This is a genomic window from Leucobacter chromiireducens (assembly GCF_003917135.1).
Classification (GTDB): domain Bacteria; phylum Actinomycetota; class Actinomycetes; order Actinomycetales; family Microbacteriaceae; genus Leucobacter; species Leucobacter chromiireducens_A.
Window position 1 is genome coordinate 36,924 of record NZ_RPDI01000008.1, and the last position, 16,876, is coordinate 53,799.

Sequence of the window (16,876 nt, forward strand, 5' to 3'; positions counted from 1 at the left end):
GCAGCACTGCAGAATTTACTCGCGACCGAGGTCGCGGTGGCGCAGACTGACACTGACGCCCGGAAGGCCCGCGAGTCGATCAGCGAGCTCGCGTGCAGTGGCGACAGAACGATGTTTGCCGCCGGTGCATCCTACCGCGAGCGAGGCGTGTCGCTTGTTCTCCCGCTGGAAGCCGGCGAGCACTGGAGTGAGCGCCGCAACGTAGTTGTCGAGGAACTCGGCCGCGCCATCTCGGCTGAGCACGTAGTCCTTGACTTCCGCGTCAACGCCCGTGAGGGCGCGCAGCTCGGGCTCCCAGAAGGGGTTCGGCAGGAAGCGCATATCGACCATGAGGTCGACGTCGGTGGGGGCCCCGTACTTGAAGCCGAAGCTCACCACTGAGAGCTGCAGGCCGGGCGTGTTGTCGTCGGAGAACAACTCGCGGGTTGCGGTCGACAGATTGTGCACGTTATACCGCGAGGTATCAATCACGACGTCGCTCGACGCACGCAGTTCCTGGAGCCGATCGCGCTCGAGGCGGATGCCGTCGAGCAGGCTGCCAGCCTCCGCTTGGAAGGGGTGCGGGCGCCGCACCGACTCATAGCGGCGCACGAGGATCTCATCGGTTGCGTCAAGGAACACCACACGCACGGTGGCGTTTTCCCGAAGCTCGTTCACGGTGTGTTGAATATCCGCGAACAGGTCACGGCCGCGAACGTCAACGACGGCCGCAATCTTGGGCAGGGCACCTCCCGAGCGATCTGCCATGTCGGCGAGCGTCTTCAGCAGTGACAGCGGCAGATTGTCGACGACGTACCAGCCAAGATCCTCCAGGGTGTTCGCGACGGTACTCCGCCCCGCCCCGGACATCCCGGTCACGATCAGAATCTCCTGCGTGGATTCCACCTCGCTCATGCGCTTCCCTCCTCGCCTGGCTCCGCCGTGGACGCCCCTTCCAGCTTAGCGTCAGCGCCTCCATCGGAGGCGGAATCCTCTGCGCTCGCCCCCAGGTGCGCGCGCACCTGCTCCGCGAGCTTCGGGCCGAGCCCGGGCGCGGACGAGAGCTCATCGTACGTCGCCGAACGCAGGCGCGCAACGGAACCGAAGTGCTTGAGCAGCCCCTGCACGCGCTTCGGCCCGAGGCCGGGGATCTCGGAGAGCTGGCTCGCGATCGCCGTGCTGCGCCGCTGGCGCTGGAACGTGATCGCGAAGCGGTGCGCCTCGTCACGCACGCGCTGCACGAGGAAGAGCGCCTCGCTCGTGCGCGGCAGGATCACCGGGAACGGATCCTCCGGCAGCCACAGCTCCTCCAGGCGCTTCGCGACGCCGCACAGCGCGACGTCGGTGATCCCCGCCTCGCGCAGCGCGCGAGCCGCGGCCTTCACCTGCGGCTCGCCGCCGTCCACGATGAGGAGTTGCGGGCGGTCACGGTAGATCCCGTTGGGCTGCTCCCCCGCCTCGCGCGCCGCGTTCAGCTGCGCTGCGCGCCGCGACACCACCTGGAAGATGGAGTCGGTGTCGTCGGTGGTCTCCTCGATGCGGTACTTCCGGTACGCGCCCTTGGCTGGCAGGCCATCCTCGAACACGACGAGCGACGCAACCACGCCGGTGCCCTGCAGGTGCGAGACGTCGATGCACTCGATCCGGAGCGGCGCCTCGGCCATGCCGAGTGCGCGCTGGAGCTCGGCGAGCGCGTCCGTGCGCGCGGTGAGGTCGGCGGCGCGCTTCAGCTTGTGCCGGATCAGGTGCTCCCCCGCGTTCAGCACGGCGCGCTCCATCAGCTGCACCTTCTCGCCACGCTCGGGGACGCGCACCCGCACCCGGCCCCGCCGCGGGCGCTGCGCGCTCAGCGCGTTCTCGAGCGCGTCGGCCCCTTCGGGCAACAGCGGCACGAGGATCTCGGGCGGCGGCTCCCGCTCGCCCTCGTAGGCCGACTGCACCACCTGCTCGAGCAGGGTGCTCGGCGAATCGTCGAGCTCGACGTCAACGATCCAGCTCCGCTCGCCCCGGATCCGGCCTCCGCGAATGATGAACTGGTGGGCCGCAGCGGCGAGCTCGTCGGCGCGGAGCCCGAACACGTCGAGGTTCACGTCGTGCCCGAGCACGACCGCGTTCTTCTCCAGCACGTGCTCGACCGCCTGCACCTGATCCCGCATGCGGGCGGCGTCCTCGTAGCGCTGCTCGCGGGCGGCCTCGCGCATTCCGGCCTGCAGCACCCGCAGGTGACTCGTATCCCCGCCAGCGAGGAACGCGACGAGCTCCTCGACGCGCGCCCGATGCTCCTCGATTGTGAGCAGCTGCGAGCACGGCCCGCTGCACCGTCCGATCTGCCCGGCCAGGCAGGGCCGCCCGCTCGACATCGCCCGCTTGTAGTCGGCATCGTTGCAGGTGCGAATCGGGAACGCCTGCTGCAGCAGCGCGGTGGTCTCGCGCAGCGCCCACACCTTCGGGTACGGGCCGAAGTAGCGCGCCCCGCGAATCTTCTCGTTGCGGGTGATGATGAGCCGCGGCGACTCCTCCCGCAGCGTCACGGCAAGGTAGGGGTAGGTCTTGTCGTCCTTGAACTGCACGTTGAAGGGCGGCTTGAACTCCGTGATCCACGTGTGCTCGAGGACCAGTGACTCCGTGTCCGTGGCGACGACCGTCCAGTCAAGCTTCGCGGCCAGCGCGAGCATCCGCCGCGTCCGCGGCATGAGCGAGTGCAGCGGCTGGAAGTAGTTCGCGAGCCTGGCGCGGAGGTTCTTCGCCTTCCCGATGTAGAGCACGCGACCGTACTTGTCGCTAAAGCGGTACACCCCCGGCGCGGTCGGGATCTCGCCCTGCGCCGGCCGGAACGCGGCGCGGCCATCAGCGATCCCGATCTGCGGTGCGGGATCGCTGATGGACTCCGCGGGATCGCTGCCCAGCTGCGCGGGATCGCTGCCGCGCTCGGCCGGCTCGCCGTCCGGCGGGGCCGCGGCGTGCGGCCCCTCAATGCCGCCGGAGACGGCGATCACGCGCTCGCCTTCGCGCTCGCTTCCACCGCGCGCGCGGACTTCGCGGCCCAGCCCTCCAGTACCTCGCTGAGGAAGCGGCCGGTGTGGCTCTCCGGGTGCTTCGCGAGCTGCTCCGGCGTGCCCTCCGCGAGGATCGTGCCGCCACCCGAGCCGCCCTCCGGCCCGAGATCGATGACCCAGTCGGCGCTGCGGATCACGTCGAGGTTGTGCTCGATCGTGATCACCGTGTTGCCCTTGTCGACGAGCCCGTTCAGGACGAGCAGGAGCTTCCGCACGTCCTCGAAGTGCAGGCCGGTCGTCGGCTCGTCGAGCACGTAGATGCTGCGCCCGTTCGAGCGCTTCTGCAGCTCGGTTGCGAGCTTCACGCGCTGCGCCTCGCCGCCCGAGAGCGTCGTCGCGCTCTGCCCCAGGCGAACGTAGCCGAGGCCGACATCGACGAGCGTCTTCATGTAGCGATGGATCGACGAGATCGGCGCGAAGAACTCCTCGGCCTCGGCGATCGGCATCTCCAGCACCTCGGAGATGTTCTTGCCCTTGTAGCGCACCTGCAGCGTCTCGCGGTTGTAGCGCGAGCCACCGCACACCTCGCACGCGACGTACACGTCGGGGAGGAAGTTCATCTCGATCTTGAGCGTGCCGTCGCCGGAGCACGCCTCGCAGCGCCCGCCCTTCACGTTGAAGCTGAAGCGCCCGGGGAGGTAGCCGCGGGTCTTCGCCTCGGGGGTCTCGGAGAAGAGGTTCCGGATCTTGTCGAACACCCCAGTGTAGGTCGCCGGGTTGGAGCGCGGGGTGCGCCCGATGGGTGCCTGGTCGACGTGCACCACCTTGTCGAGGTGCTCGAGCCCGGTCACGCGGGTGTGCTTGCCCGGCACGAGGCGCGCGCCGTTCAGCTGGTTCGCGAGCACCCGGTACAGGATGTCGTTGACGAGGGTCGACTTGCCAGAGCCGGAAACACCGGTCACGGCGGTCATCACGCCGAGCGGGAAGGCCGCGTCGACGTTCTGCAGGTTGTTCGAGCGCGCGCCCACCACCTTCAGCTCGCGCTTCCGGTCGCGCTTGCGGCGCGTTTTCGGGGTCTCGATCGAGCGCCGCCCGGCGAGATAGTCGCCCGTGATGGAGCGCGTGTTCGCGATCAGCTCGGCGTACTCGCCCGAGTGCACCACGGTGCCGCCCTCGACGCCCGCGCCGGGGCCAATGTCGACGATCCAGTCGGCCGCCTCGATCGTTTCCTCGTCGTGCTCCACCACGATCAGGGTGTTGCCGAGGTCGCGCAGCTTGATGAGGGTCTCGATGAGCCGGCGGTTGTCGCGCTGGTGCAGCCCGATGGACGGCTCGTCGAGCACGTAGAGCACGCCGGTGAGTCCCGAACCGATCTGGGTGGCCAGGCGAATGCGCTGCGCCTCGCCGCCCGAGAGCGTGCCGGCGCCGCGAGCGAGCGTCAGGTAGCCGAGGCCCACCTCGATGAGGAAGTCGAATCGGAGCCGAATCTCGCGGAGCACCTGCGCGGCGATCTTCGCCTCGCGGTCGGTGAGCGTCACATCGTCAAAGAACCGCTTGGCGTCGCTCAGGCTGAACTCGCCGACGCCGGCGATCGACTGCTCGTTCACTGTGACCGCGAGCACCTCGGGCTTGAGGCGCTGGCCGTTGCACGCGTGGCAGGGCACCTCGCGGAGGAACTCGGACCACCGGTCGCGCTTCGTGTCGCTCTCGGCCTCCGCGTACTGCCGCTCGATGAACGGGATGACGCCCTCGAAGCCGGAGGAGTACTTCACCTCGCGGCCGAAGCGGTTCTTCCAGCGCACGTTGACCTTGAAGTTGTTGCCGCGGAGCACGGCCTCACGCACGTCCTCGCTCAGCTCACCCCAGGGGGTGTCGAGCGAGAACTCCAGGTCGTTCGCGAGGCCGACGAGCAGCTTCTCGTAGTACTGGTAGAGGCTCTTCCCCTGGCTCGTCCAGGGCACGATGACACCCTCACTGATTGACAGCTCGGGATCGCCGAGCACGAGGTCGTCGTCGACCGACATGCTCGTGCCGAGGCCGGAGCAGGTGCCGCACGCGCCGAACGGCGCGTTGAAGGAGAACGTGCGCGGCTCGATCTCGGTGAGCTGCACGGGGTGCTGGTTGGGGCACGAGAGGTGCTCGGAGAACAGCTGCGTCCGGTCCTCGGCGTCCGCGTCGCGGTCCACGAAGTCGATCGTCACGAGCCCACCGGAGAGCCGCAGCGCGGTCTCGAGCGAGTCGGTGAGGCGCCCCAGCACGTCGGGGCCGGCAACCAGGCGGTCGATCACCACGGAGATGTCGTGCTTCACCTGCTTCTTCAGCTTCGGCGGATCGGAGAGCTGGATCACCTCGCCGTCGACGTGCGCGCGCGAGTACCCGCTCGCCGCGAGCTCCTGGAAGAGATCGACGAACTCCCCCTTCTTCTTGCTCACCACCGGCGCGAGCACCTGGAACCGGGTGCGCTCCTCAAGCTCCATCAGCTGATCTGCGATCTGCTGCACGGTCTGCGAGGCGATCCGCTCCCCGCACACCGCGCAGTGCGGCACGCCGATCCGCGCCCACAGCAGTCGCATGTAGTCGTAGATCTCGGTGATCGTGCCGACCGTGGAGCGCGGGTTGCGGTTCGTTGACTTCTGATCGATCGACACCGCGGGGCTCAGCCCCTCGATGAAGTCGACGTCGGGGCGATCCACCTGGCCGAGGAACTGGCGCGCGTACGCGCTCAGCGACTCGACATAGCGGCGCTGGCCCTCCGCGAAGATCGTGTCGAACGCGAGGCTCGACTTCCCACTCCCGGAGAGACCCGTGAACACCACCATCGAGTCGCGCGGGATCGCCAAGTCCACGTTCTGCAGGTTGTGGACGCGGGCGCCCTGCACGCTGATTTGCGCGTGCGCGGCGGAGGAACGGATCGGTGCGGGGTTCTTCGAGCTCACCCCACCATCTTACGATGCGCCGGCTGAAAATTCGAACATATGTGCGATTCCCCCGCGGCTTCCGCGCGCGACGCGGTTTCGCACCGCTTCAGCCACGCCTGCACCCACGCCGGCACCCGCGCCGGCACTGGCGGGAAATTCCGGGGTGTGCCAGGGTGGAGGGTGCTGCATTCATCTGACGATTGAGGTTCCCATGAGCGCTTCCGCACCCACCCCCGCCGGTCAGGTGCCCGCATCCGCGCGTCCCGCGCGCCCCGCGCGGCCGCAGATCGTGCTCGAGGTGCGCGAGCGGATCCAACTCTCGCCGCACCTCGTTCGCATCATCGCGGGCGGGCCTGGCCTGGCGGAGATCGAGCCGAACGGCAAGACCGACGCGTACAGCAAGATGCTGTTCTGCCAGCCGGATACCCCGCTCACGCCGCCGTACGACCTCGACGCGCTCCGCGCCGAGCTCTCCCCCGAGCAGCTGCCGTCGACCCGCACCTATTCGATTCGCCGCTTCGACGCGGCGGCCGGCGAGATCTGGATCGACTTCGTGACGCACGGCGACGACGGTGTCGCCGGACCGTGGGCGGATCGGGCGCAGCCGGGCGACGTGGTGGTGCTGCGCGGCATCGGCGGCGGCTATGCCCCGGATCCCAGCGCGGACTGGCACCTGCTCGCCGGGGACGAGGCGGCGATCCCGGCGATCGCGGCGGCGCTCGAGGCGATGCCGGCCGACGCGGTCGGCACCGCCCTCATTGAGGTTGGCGGACCGGAGGACGAGCTCGCGCTCGCGGCCCCCGAGGGGATCGCGGTGCGGTGGGTACACCGCGGCGCGGCGCCGGCCGGCACCTCGTCTGTGCTGGTCGACGCGGTGCGCGCCGCGGAGTGGCGCCCTGGCCGTGTGCAGGTCTTCGTGCACGGCGAGCGGGGCGCGATGAAGGCGCTGCGCCCCTACTTCACCGACGAGCGCGGGCTTGACCGAGCGCAGCTTTCGCTCTCCCCGTACTGGGCATATGGTCGCCGCGAGGACGCGTTCCAGGCGGAGAAGCGCGAGCCGATCGGCCAGCTGTAGCCGCGGGCGGGCGCCCCCACCGGCTCGCGCTGCCCTCCCAGGCCCCGCTCGGCCCCTGCCCGCCCCCGGCCCCAGCCTCTCGCCCTGACCCCCGCCCCCCTCTCCCTCCCAGCCAGGACCTTTCTCCCATTTAGTGGGGGTTTGATCCACTGAGCCGGGGCAAGAGTGACTCAAACCCCAACAAAGTGTGGGGAACGGCGTGGGACGGTGACGGGGGCTCAGGCTCCCGGGGTGCCCGGGCCTGGGCACCCCGGGAGCGGGCGCGGTCCGGGTGATTGCTGCGAGATTGGGGCGGTTTGGGGTGAGGGAAGCGGATCACACTCGGTGGAAGTTCGGGAGGGCGCGGTGCGGCGCGGCGGTTACGGCCGTTTTGTTCAAGAGCCTGCGGCCGGGAGGCGCATACGCTGGGCACATGACACTCGCACTCAACTTCATCGGCATCGTGACGAGCGACCTCGGCGCGTCACTCGCCTTTTACCGGAAGCTCGGCCTCGACATCCCCGAGGGCCTCGACGCTGAACCCCACGTCGAGGTAATGCTCCCCGGCGGTACCACCCTCGCGTGGGATCCGCTCAGCACCATCCACAGCTTCAACCCCGACTTCGTGCTGCCGAGTGGCGCCGGGCGCATCGGTTTCGCCTGTGAGGCAGACTCCCCCGCGGCCGTCGATGCGGCGTACGCGGACATCATCGCCGCGTTCCCCGAAGCCGCCGCGACCGCGCCGTGGGACGCACCATGGGGCCAGCGCTACGCGACCGTGCACGATCCCGACGGCAACGCCGTCGACCTCTACGCGGCGCTCCCGGCCGCGTAGACGGCGAGCTGACCAGGGGTGGCGCCCACGAGCGCGACAAAATCCCTGGTGAGGTGCGCCTGGTCCGCGTATCCGGACTGCGCGGCCACCCGCCCGGGGGCCCATCCTGCGCGGAGCAGCGCCAGGGCCCGCTCCGCGCGGACGACCCGGCGCAGGCTCGCGAAGCCGTAGCCGAAGTGCTCGGTCATACGTCGCCGAAGTTGCCGCTCCGAGTACCCCAGCTCAGCGGCAAGCTGGTGTGCGGCGTGCCCGCGGGCGGCGGCCCGGCGGACCGCGGCGTGCCACCCCGCGTGAGCCGCGATCTCGGGCGCAAACGCGCGCTCGATATGGCGCACTCGCGAGGCACGATCCGCGCCGCCCTCGGCCGCAGCACCGTCCCGGACTCGGCGGAGCAGGTCGCGGGCCGCGCGACACTGGGCCGGCGTGAGCACCGCGGCCCCCGCGAGCTGGCCATCGCGGAGCGGAGCGGCGTTCTGCGCGAGCGCCACCCCAGCCGCGCCGGGTGCGAACCGCAGCCCGACCGTGACTCCCCCGGCCCCGCCACGCGCGTGAATGGCGCGCGTCGAGGGACCTGCGACGAGCAGCTCGTCATCCCGCAGGATGAGGTCTGCGCTGCCGTCCGCGGGGATGACGAACGACCGGTGGGCCTGGGATTCTCGCTCGGGCCCGTCTCCCCGGGCCGCACGGCCCTGCACGTCCACCCGGCTCCACCAGAGCGTCCCGACGCCGGGAACCAGCCGCTCCTCGATCACGCGCACTGCCCCGCACCCATCAGCGTCGCCCCGCACCCATCAGCGCCGCCACGCGGCTAGCGGTGCCCCGCGGCGTCCATGGTGCGGAGCTCGCGCTTCAGCTCGGATACCTCGTCGCGCAGGCGCGCAGCCAGCTCGAACTTCAGCTCCTCCGCCGCGGCGAGCATCTGCTCGGTGAGTTCGCTGACCAGCTGCTCCAGCTGCGCCGAGCCCTCCGCCGCGATCGCACCGGCGCGCGCCGCGGCCTTGCCCTTCGCGCGCTGCGGCGAATCGCCCTTCCGCTGCGCGTGCGCGCCCGAACGCGAGAGCACGTCCTCGGTGTCGGCGGCCTCGCGCGCGAGCATCGCCGTGATATCGCCGATCTTCTTGCGAAGCGGCTGCGGATCAATGCCGTGCTCGGTGTTGTAGGCGATCTGGATCTCGCGTCGACGGTTCGTCTCGTCGATCGCCTCGCGCATGGAACGCGTGATCTTGTCGGCGTACATGTGCACCTGGCCCGACACGTTACGCGCCGCGCGGCCGATCGTCTGGATGAGCGAGGTGCTTGAGCGGAGGAAGCCCTCCTTGTCCGCGTCGAGGATCGCCACGAGCGAGACCTCGGGAAGGTCGAGTCCCTCGCGCAGCAGGTTGATGCCGACGAGCACGTCGTACACGCCGGCGCGCAGTTCGGTGAGGAGTTCCACTCGGCGCAGCGTATCCACATCGGAGTGGAGGTAGCGCACGCGCACCCCGGCCTCCTCCATGAAGGTGGTGAGCTGCTCCGCCATCTTCTTCGTCAGGGTGGTGACCAGCACGCGCTCATCGCGCTCGGCGCGTGCGCGCACCTCCTCCAGCAGATCATCGATCTGCCCCTCGCTCGGCTTGATCACGATCTCGGGATCAATGAGCCCGGTGGGGCGGATGATCTGCTCAACGATGCCGTCGGCGCGCTCGAGCTCGTACTTGCCCGGCGTCGCCGAGAGGTACACGATCTGCCCCACCCGGTCGTTGAACTCGCCGAACGTGAGCGGACGGTTGTCCAGCGCGCTCGGCAGTCGGAATCCGTGATCGACCAGGGTGCGCTTGCGCGACGCGTCGCCCTCGTACATCGCGCCGATCTGCGGCACGGTGACGTGGGACTCGTCGATCACCACGAGGAAGTCGTCGGGGAAGTAGTCGAGCAGGCAGTGGGGCGCCTCACCCGGCGCGCGCCCGTCGACGTGGCGCGAGTAGTTCTCGATGCCCGAGCAGAACCCGATCTGTTCCATCATCTCGAGGTCAAAGGTGGTGCGCATGCGCAGGCGCTGCTCCTCCACCAGCTTGTTCTGCCGCTTCAGCTCGTCGAGCCGCGCGTCGAGCTCCTCGGAGATAGTGCCCATCGCCCGATTCATGACCTCTCGGCTCGCGACGTAGTGCGAGCCGGGGAACACCGAGACGGTCTCGACCTGCTTGATCACGTCGCCCGTGACCGGGTGCAGGTAGTAGAGCGCCTCGATCTCGTCACCGAAGAACTCGATGCGGATCGCGAGCTCCTCGTACATGGGGATGATCTCCACCGTGTCGCCACGCACCCGGAAGTTCCCGCGCACGAACTCGATGTCGTTGCGCTGATACTGCATGTCGACAAAGCGTCGCAGCAGCACATCGCGGTTGAGCACATCCCCCACAACGAGCGGCACCATCGCCTCGTAGTACTCCTCCGGCTTCCCGAGACCGTAGATGCACGACACGGTCGAGACCACCACCGTGTCGCGCCGGCTGAGCAGCGCGTTCGTGGTCGAGTGGCGCAGCCGCTCCACCTCGGCGTTCACCGACGAGTCCTTCTCGATGAACGTGTCCGTCTGGGGCACGTACGCCTCGGGCTGGTAGTAGTCGTAGTAGCTCACGAAGTACTCGACCGAGTTGTTCGGCAGTAGCTCCCGAAACTCACTCGCGAGCTGCGCCGCCAGCGTCTTGTTGTGCGCGAGCACCAGCGTTGGCCGCTGCACCGCTTCGATGAGCCAGGCCGTCGTCGCCGACTTGCCCGTACCCGTCGCGCCGAGCAGCACCACGTCGGTTTCACCTGCGTTGATGCGGTCGGCGAGCTCGGCGATCGCCTTGGGCTGATCGCCGCTCGGCTCGTACTCGCTGATCACCTCGAAGGGGCGGACACTGCGCGTGGGTTCCATGCAAAAAAGACTAGCCGTACCCTCTGACATTCGGATCGGGATCGATGCTCAGCACCCGATCCCGCACAGATTTTGCGTGCCGTGCCGTGCTAGCCTGGCGATTCCGTCGCGCACACCACGAGAATTGAGGCACCGGGTGAAACTCGCAGAAGCGCTGGCGCTCCGCGCCGACACGCAGAAGCGCATTGCACAGCTCCGCTCACGCATCGTCGCGAACGCGCGTTATCAGGAGGGCGAGGCGCCGAGCGAGGACGCGACGGCGCTGCTCACCGAGGCCGCGCTCGCCGTCGGCGAACTCGAGCAGCTGGTGCGCAGCATCAACGCGACGAACTCGGCGATCGAGCTCGAGCTCCCCCAGACGCCCACGCGCGGCACTGGCGGTCGCCGCCGCGACACGGGGACGGCACCGGCGCAGACGGTCACGATGACCGACGCGCTCGCACGCCGCGACAGTCTGCGTCTGCGTCACGCGATCACGATCGAGGCCGCCGAGGCAGCGCAGAGCGGGGCAGGCTTCCGCCAGATGCGCTCCGAGCTGCGCGAGGTCAGCGCGCTCGAGGTGCCGGCCCTCCACGCGCAGGCCGACGAGCTCGCCAGGGAGCTGCGCGAGCTCGATGCGCGCGTGCAGCAGGCCAACTGGGCGAACGACCTCATTGCCGACTAGGCACGCGCTCGGCGCGAACCGCGCATCCAGACACAACTGCATATGGCGGAGTCGGTACCGACTCGATCAGCGGGCACACCCCGCGCCAGACGGGCAACTCTGGCTCTTGTTGGGTGGCGGGCAGCCCTCACCGCACAGTGCAGCCCAGCACTGCGCACAGGTGACCAGCCACCGCGCACCGCGCACAACCGCGTGTCGGGATTGAGTCGGGAGGGTGGGATCGGGGACTCTCCGCGTGTGAGATCGAGCGGATTTCTCGAGAACGCTCGCATTCTCGCCTGAATCTACGCGATCTCGAAAGATCCGCGCGGTTTCGGCGCGGGATCGGCGGGCGGCCGGGCACGGCAGCGCCGACGGCTCACTCCGCCGCAGCGAAGCTCGCCGGCAGCCGCAGGTTTCCGACGCCCGAGACGCGCACCTCGTCAAGCGCCTGCCACGCGGCAGCGCGCGCGAGCAGGGCGACCGCCGCCTCCGCGGTGCGCGCCGGCGCCCCATCCTCCTGCCAGGCGGCCTGCACGAGCAGCACGCGGCCAGCCCGGTCCGCCTTCAAGTCGATCCGCCCAGCGAGCCGGCCGCCCACCATGAGCGGCAGGCAGTAGTAGCCGAACTTGCGCTGCTCCTTCGGCGTGTAGATCTCGATGCGGTAGTGGAAGTCGAACAGGCGCTCGGCGCGCGGGCGGAACCACACCACCGGATCGAACGGGGTGAGCAGCGCGTCGGGCGCGAGGCGCGCGGGCAGCCGCGCATCGCGGTGCAGCCACGCGCGCTCCGGGGTGCCGGACGCGCGGTTCCAGCCGGCGACCCTGACGGGCACGAGCTCCCCGGACTCCTCAAGCGCGCGCACGGCCTCGCGCGCCGGGGCGGCCTTCAGCCGGTGGTAGTCGGCGAGATCCGCGAGCGTGCCGACGCCGAGCGAGCGCGCGGCCTGCGCGATGAGCCGCCGCTGCGCCTCCGCCCTCGGCACCTCGGCGAGCGCGGCGTCGGGAAGCGCGAGATCGGCGAGCGTGTATCGGCGCTGGAAGCCCTCGCGACCCGCCGACACCACCTCGCCCTCCGCGAACATCACCTCGACGGCGTGCTTCGTGTCGCTCCAGTCCCACCACGGCCCGCGCTTCTCGCGCGGCCCCTCCTCGAGTTCGCGCACGAAGCGCGGCTGGCCGTCGGCGAGCAGGGCACGCAGGCGCGCGATCTCGGGCGCGAGCCGCTCGGCGCGGCCGTTCGCCGCGAACCGCGCGCGGAAGTCGGCCATGCGCCAGCCGAAGAGCGGCCGGTCGCCCACCGGGATGAAGGCCGCCTCGTGCGCCCAGTACTCCGTGTACTCGCCGCTCTCCCACAGCTGCCGGTCGAGCGCCGCGTGCGCGTACGCGCCGTGCCGGGAGAACACGGGGAGGTAGTGACTCCGGGAGAACACATTCACCGAGTCGATCTGCAGGACGTGCAGCGCGCCGAGCGCGGGATCGAACGGGCGGCGTGTGCGGAGCCGCGGGGAGCCGGAGAAGCCCTGCGCCGCGAGTGCGATGCGGCGCGCCTCCGCAGCGCTGAGAGTGTCGGTCATGGAGGAAACGCTAGCGGAGGCCACCGACATCACCAGAACCAGCATCAACACCAGCACCAGCCCCGCCACCACCACCATCAGCCCCGCCACCGCCACCAGCCCCGCGACCATCCCCCGCCGGCGGGTACATCACGATGTGCAGCTCCGGCGCGTCGGACGGGACGAGCCGGTGGTGCTCGAACACGAGCTCCCCCGCCTCGGGGTGCAGGAAGGTGCGCAGGCGGGAGCGGAAGCGCACCACCGACTGCTCGGCCCAGTGCGCGCGAAAGTCGGGGCTCTCCTCGATGAGGCTCTGCACCACGGCGCTGTGCCGCGCGGATCCCAATCGAACGCCGGACTCCGCGCGGAACTCGGCGAGGAAGCTGCGGCTGTCGAGCTCCCAGTTGGGCAGGATGTCGCGCAGCCGGGGGTCCGTGTAGACGAAGCGGAGGAGGTTGCGGTCCGCGGGTGCGGTGGTGGCGATGGAGCCGTAGAGCCACTCGTAGCCCGCGTTCCAGCCGACGATCGTCCAGTCGCTCGCGAGGATGAATGCGGGGAAATCGAACGCGGCGATGAGGTGGAGCAGGTGCGCGGGGGCGCGGTCGGCCGGAACCGACACCGGCTCGCGCCCCGGCCCGGCGAGCGCGAACACGTACTCGCTCTCGGAGTCGGTGAGCCGCAGCACGCGGGCCACGGCGGCGAGCACCTGCCGCGACGCGTTGATCTCGCGCCCCTGCTCAAGCCAGGTGTACCAGCTGACACTGATCCCGGAGAGCGTGGCCACCTCCTCGCGGCTGAGGCCCACCTCGCTGCGCCGGGTGCCGGGCGGCAGGCCGTGCTCAGCCCGCGGCTGGGCGCGCCGCCGCGCAGTGAGGAACTCGCCGAGCTGCTCCCCCCGCGGGGTCCGTGGCCGAATCATCAGATCATAGTATCAGCAGTACTAGTACAAACACTCCCTCCCCACCCCGCGCCCACTGTGGCTGAATGGTCACATGCCGACCTATCGTTCCTTCACCGTCACCCATGGCCGCAACATGGCGGGCGCGCGTGCGCTCTTCCGCGCGGCCGGCGTCAACGGCGCCGACCTCGGGCGGAAGCCGATCATCGCGGTGGCGAACTCCTTCACCGAGTTCGTGCCCGGCCACACGCACCTCGCCCCGGTGGGCCGCATCGTCTCGGACGCGATCACCGAGGCCGGCGGCATCCCGCGCGAGTTCAACACGATCGCGGTCGATGATGGGATCGCGATGGGGCACGGGGGCATGCTGTATTCGCTGCCGTCGCGCGACCTCATCGCCGACTCCGTCGAGTACATGGTCAACGCGCACTGCGCCGACGCGCTCATCTGCATCTCGAACTGCGACAAGATCACGCCGGGCATGCTGCTCGCAGCGCTGCGCCTGAACATCCCGACGGTGTTCGTCTCCGGCGGCCCCATGGAGTCCGGCCGCGCGGTGCTCGCCAACGGCATGGTGCGCACGCTCGACCTCGTCGACGCCATCTCCGAGGCGGTGAACGAGAACGTCTCCGACGAGGACATTCAGAAGATCGAGGAGTCGGCCTGCCCGACGTGCGGCTCCTGCTCCGGCATGTTCACGGCGAACTCGATGAACTGCCTCACCGAGGCGATCGGCCTGTCCCTGCCGGGCAACGGCTCGACGCTCGCCACGCACACCGCGCGCAAGGCGCTCTACGAGAACGCCGGCAAGACCGTGGTCGACATCACGCGCCGCTACTACGACGACGATGACGCGAGCGTCCTGCCGCGCAGCATCGCCACCCCGGCGGCGTTCGAGAACGCGATGGCGCTCGACATCGCGATGGGCGGCTCGACGAACACGATCCTCCACCTGCTCGCCGCGGCGCACGAGGCGGGCGTCGACTTCGGCCTCACCGAGATCGACGCGGTGTCGCGCCGGGTGCCGTGCCTCGCGAAGGTGGCGCCCAACGTGGCGAACGGCAAGACGTACTACATGGAGGACGTGCACCGCGCGGGCGGCATCCCCGCGCTGCTCGGCGAGCTCCGCCGCGGCGGCATGCTCGACGAGAACGTGCACACGGTGCACGCGCAGACGCTCGGCGAGTGGCTCGACGAGTGGGACATCCGCGGCGGCAGCGCGAGCGAGGAGGCGTTCGAGCTCTTCCACGCGGCGCCGGGCGGGGTGCGATCCTCCACCGCGTTCTCGCAGTCCGAGCGCTGGCGGGAGCTCGACCTTGATCAGGAGCACGGCTGCATCCACTCGGTGGAGCACGCCTACTCGAAGGACGGCGGCCTCGCCGTGCTGCGCGGCAACATCGCCGTCGACGGCGCCGTCGTGAAGACCGCAGGCGTCGACGAATCGATCTGGACGTTCTCGGGCCCCGCCGTGGTCTGCGAGTCGCAGGACGAGGCGGTCGAGAAGATCCTCAACAAGCAGGTCACCGAGGGCGACGTCGTGGTGATCCGCTACGAGGGCCCGAAGGGCGGCCCCGGCATGCAGGAGATGCTCTACCCCACCTCGTTCCTGAAGGGTCGCGGCCTCGGCAAGGCCTGCGCGCTCATCACCGACGGCCGGTTCTCCGGCGGCACCTCGGGCCTCTCGATCGGGCATATCTCGCCGGAGGCCGCGAGCGGCGGCGTGATCGCGCTCGTCGAGGACGGCGACATCATCTCCATCGACATTCCGACGCGGGCGCTCACGCTCGACGTGCCGGACGCTGAGCTGGATCGCCGCCGTGCCGCGCTCGAGGCCGCTGGCGGCTACCGCCCGAAGGATCGTGTGCGCCCCATCACCGACGCGCTGCGCGCGTATGCCGCGTTCGCGCAGTCGGCGGACAAGGGCGCGGTGCGGGTCATCCCCGACACGTTCTAACGGAGCTCCGCCCAGCTCCGCGCGCCGTCGGCAACGAGTTTCCCGAACTCGTCGATGAGCGCGTGGAGCTGCTGCAGTTCGTCGAGCGTGAAGCCCGCGGCGGCAACGTCACTGGCGTGCGTCCGCCTGGCGGCCGCGTAGGAGGCAGGCTCCGCACCGGTGAGCGCGCCGAACATGCGCCGCGCGTACGCGTCGTAGAGGAACGCTGGCCGATCGAACGCGTAGAGCAGGATCGCGTCCGCGGTCTCCTCCCCCACTCCCGGCAGCGCGAGCAGCTCGGACCGCAGCTCGGGATCGGGGCGCACCGGGTGCCGCAGTTCGGCGCCGCCCGCCGCGCGCATCCACTCGGCCAGGCCGCGCGTGGCGCGGAGCTTCGCGCGGTGGAAGCCGCAGGAGTGGATCGCGGCCAGCACCGTCTCGTCCGTCGCGCCAGCCCACGGATCGGGATCGAGGAGTCCAGCCTCACGCAGCCGGGTCATCGCGAGTGTCACGTTGTGCCACCGGGTGTTCTGCACGAGGATCGCGCCGAGCATCATCTCGAACGGGGTCTCGGCCGGCCACCAGTCCTGCCGGCCGAGCGCGGCGGTGAGGCGTTCGGCGGCGCGGCGGAGATCGAGCATCATCCCAGCGTAGCGAGCGGCATCACGCGCGCGCACCGCCCGACACCACAGCGGCGGCCCGACCCGCTGAGGGTCGAACCGCCGCACGCGCTCCGTTCGCTACGCGAACCAGAGGCCGAGCTCGCGCTCAGCCGAGAGCGTGGAGTCCGAGCCGTGGACGAGGTTCTGCTGCACGGCAACGCCCCAGTCCCGGCCGAGGTCGCCGCGGATGGTGCCCGGCGCGGCGGCCGTCGGGTCGGTCGCGCCGGCGAGCGAGCGGAACCCCTCGATCACGCGGTTGCCCTCGGCGCGCACGGCGACCACGGGGCCGGAGGACATGAACTCGAGCAGGGGCTCGAAGAAGGGCTTGCCCGCGTGCTCCTCGTAGTGCTCGGCGAGCAGCTCGCGGCTGGCGGTGAGCATACGCAGATCGGTGATCCGGTAGCCCTTCGCCTCGATGCGGCGGAGGATCTCCCCCGTCAGGCCACGTGCCACGCCGTCGGGCTTGACCAGGATGAGCGTTTCTTCTGCGGACATGCAGGCTCC

Annotated in this window: 13 protein-coding genes; 4 read left to right on the forward strand and 9 right to left on the reverse strand. The window is 69.9% G+C overall.

Annotated elements, in window-relative coordinates; all coding sequences use genetic code 11:
• Positions 1 to 15: 15 nt before the first annotated feature.
• The 3 genes from rapZ to uvrA all read right to left on the reverse strand — a co-directional run bounded on the left by rapZ (position 16) and on the right by uvrA (position 5,911).
• Positions 16 to 894, reverse strand: a complete 879-nt coding sequence (gene rapZ / locus EGM46_RS05665; RefSeq protein WP_125099196.1) for an RNase adapter RapZ — start codon at positions 892 to 894, stop codon at positions 16 to 18.
• Positions 891 to 2,834, reverse strand: a complete 1,944-nt coding sequence (gene uvrC, locus EGM46_RS05670; RefSeq protein WP_125099252.1) for an excinuclease ABC subunit UvrC — start codon at positions 2,832 to 2,834, stop codon at positions 891 to 893. Before uvrC ends, rapZ begins: the two co-directional genes overlap by 4 nt.
• A 137-nt stretch (positions 2,835 to 2,971) precedes the next feature.
• Entirely contained in the window at positions 2,972 to 5,911 is a 2,940-nt protein-coding gene (gene uvrA / locus EGM46_RS05675) for an excinuclease ABC subunit UvrA (RefSeq protein ID WP_125099197.1), read from the reverse strand.
• A 193-nt stretch (positions 5,912 to 6,104) separates the two neighbouring features.
• On the opposite strand from uvrA, the gene EGM46_RS05680 reads away from it, so the two are divergent.
• Positions 6,105 to 6,968 (forward strand): siderophore-interacting protein, encoded by an 864-nt coding sequence (locus EGM46_RS05680; protein ID WP_125099198.1) that lies wholly within the window; start codon positions 6,105 to 6,107, stop codon positions 6,966 to 6,968.
• A 412-nt stretch (positions 6,969 to 7,380) separates the two neighbouring features.
• A complete protein-coding gene (locus EGM46_RS05685; protein ID WP_125099199.1) occupies positions 7,381 to 7,782 on the forward strand; it encodes a VOC family protein in 402 nt (133 codons plus the stop codon).
• Here the strand turns inward: EGM46_RS05685 and EGM46_RS05690 are convergent.
• Both EGM46_RS05690 and uvrB read right to left on the reverse strand, forming a co-directional pair.
• Positions 7,758 to 8,540 (reverse strand): helix-turn-helix transcriptional regulator, encoded by a 783-nt coding sequence (locus tag EGM46_RS05690; protein ID WP_125099200.1) that lies wholly within the window; start codon positions 8,538 to 8,540, stop codon positions 7,758 to 7,760. The genes EGM46_RS05685 and EGM46_RS05690 overlap by 25 nt on opposite strands.
• A gap of 50 nt (positions 8,541 to 8,590) precedes the next feature.
• Positions 8,591 to 10,681 (reverse strand): excinuclease ABC subunit UvrB, encoded by a 2,091-nt coding sequence (uvrB, locus tag EGM46_RS05695; RefSeq protein WP_125099201.1) that lies wholly within the window; start codon positions 10,679 to 10,681, stop codon positions 8,591 to 8,593.
• Between the two features lie 136 nt (positions 10,682 to 10,817).
• On the opposite strand from uvrB, the gene EGM46_RS05700 reads away from it, so the two are divergent.
• Entirely contained in the window at positions 10,818 to 11,345 is a 528-nt protein-coding gene (locus EGM46_RS05700) for a DIP1984 family protein (RefSeq protein WP_125099202.1), read from the forward strand.
• 358 nt (positions 11,346 to 11,703) lie between these two features.
• On the opposite strand, the gene EGM46_RS05705 is transcribed toward EGM46_RS05700, so the two are convergent.
• Complete coding sequence (locus EGM46_RS05705; protein ID WP_125099203.1) at positions 11,704 to 12,900, reverse strand: winged helix-turn-helix domain-containing protein; 1,197 nt, start codon at positions 12,898 to 12,900, stop codon at positions 11,704 to 11,706.
• A 10-nt stretch (positions 12,901 to 12,910) separates the two neighbouring features.
• Positions 12,911 to 13,798 carry a helix-turn-helix transcriptional regulator gene (locus tag EGM46_RS05710; RefSeq protein ID WP_125099204.1) on the reverse strand — a complete coding sequence of 296 codons (888 nt, stop codon included), beginning with the start codon at positions 13,796 to 13,798 and terminating at the stop codon, positions 12,911 to 12,913.
• A 73-nt stretch (positions 13,799 to 13,871) separates the two neighbouring features.
• Here EGM46_RS05710 and ilvD point away from each other — a divergent pair, with 73 nt between their 5' ends.
• Positions 13,872 to 15,731, forward strand: coding sequence for a dihydroxy-acid dehydratase (gene ilvD / locus EGM46_RS05715; protein ID WP_125099205.1), 1,860 nt, complete (start codon positions 13,872 to 13,874; stop codon positions 15,729 to 15,731).
• Here the strand turns inward: ilvD and EGM46_RS05720 are convergent.
• Positions 15,728 to 16,351: an endonuclease III domain-containing protein gene (locus tag EGM46_RS05720; RefSeq protein WP_164512818.1), complete on the reverse strand. Its 624-nt coding sequence runs from the start codon at positions 16,349 to 16,351 to the stop codon at positions 15,728 to 15,730. The genes ilvD and EGM46_RS05720 overlap by 4 nt on opposite strands.
• 99 nt (positions 16,352 to 16,450) lie before the next feature.
• Entirely contained in the window at positions 16,451 to 16,867 is a 417-nt protein-coding gene (ndk, locus tag EGM46_RS05725) for a nucleoside-diphosphate kinase (RefSeq protein ID WP_125099207.1), read from the reverse strand.
• Positions 16,868 to 16,876 lie beyond the last annotated feature (9 nt).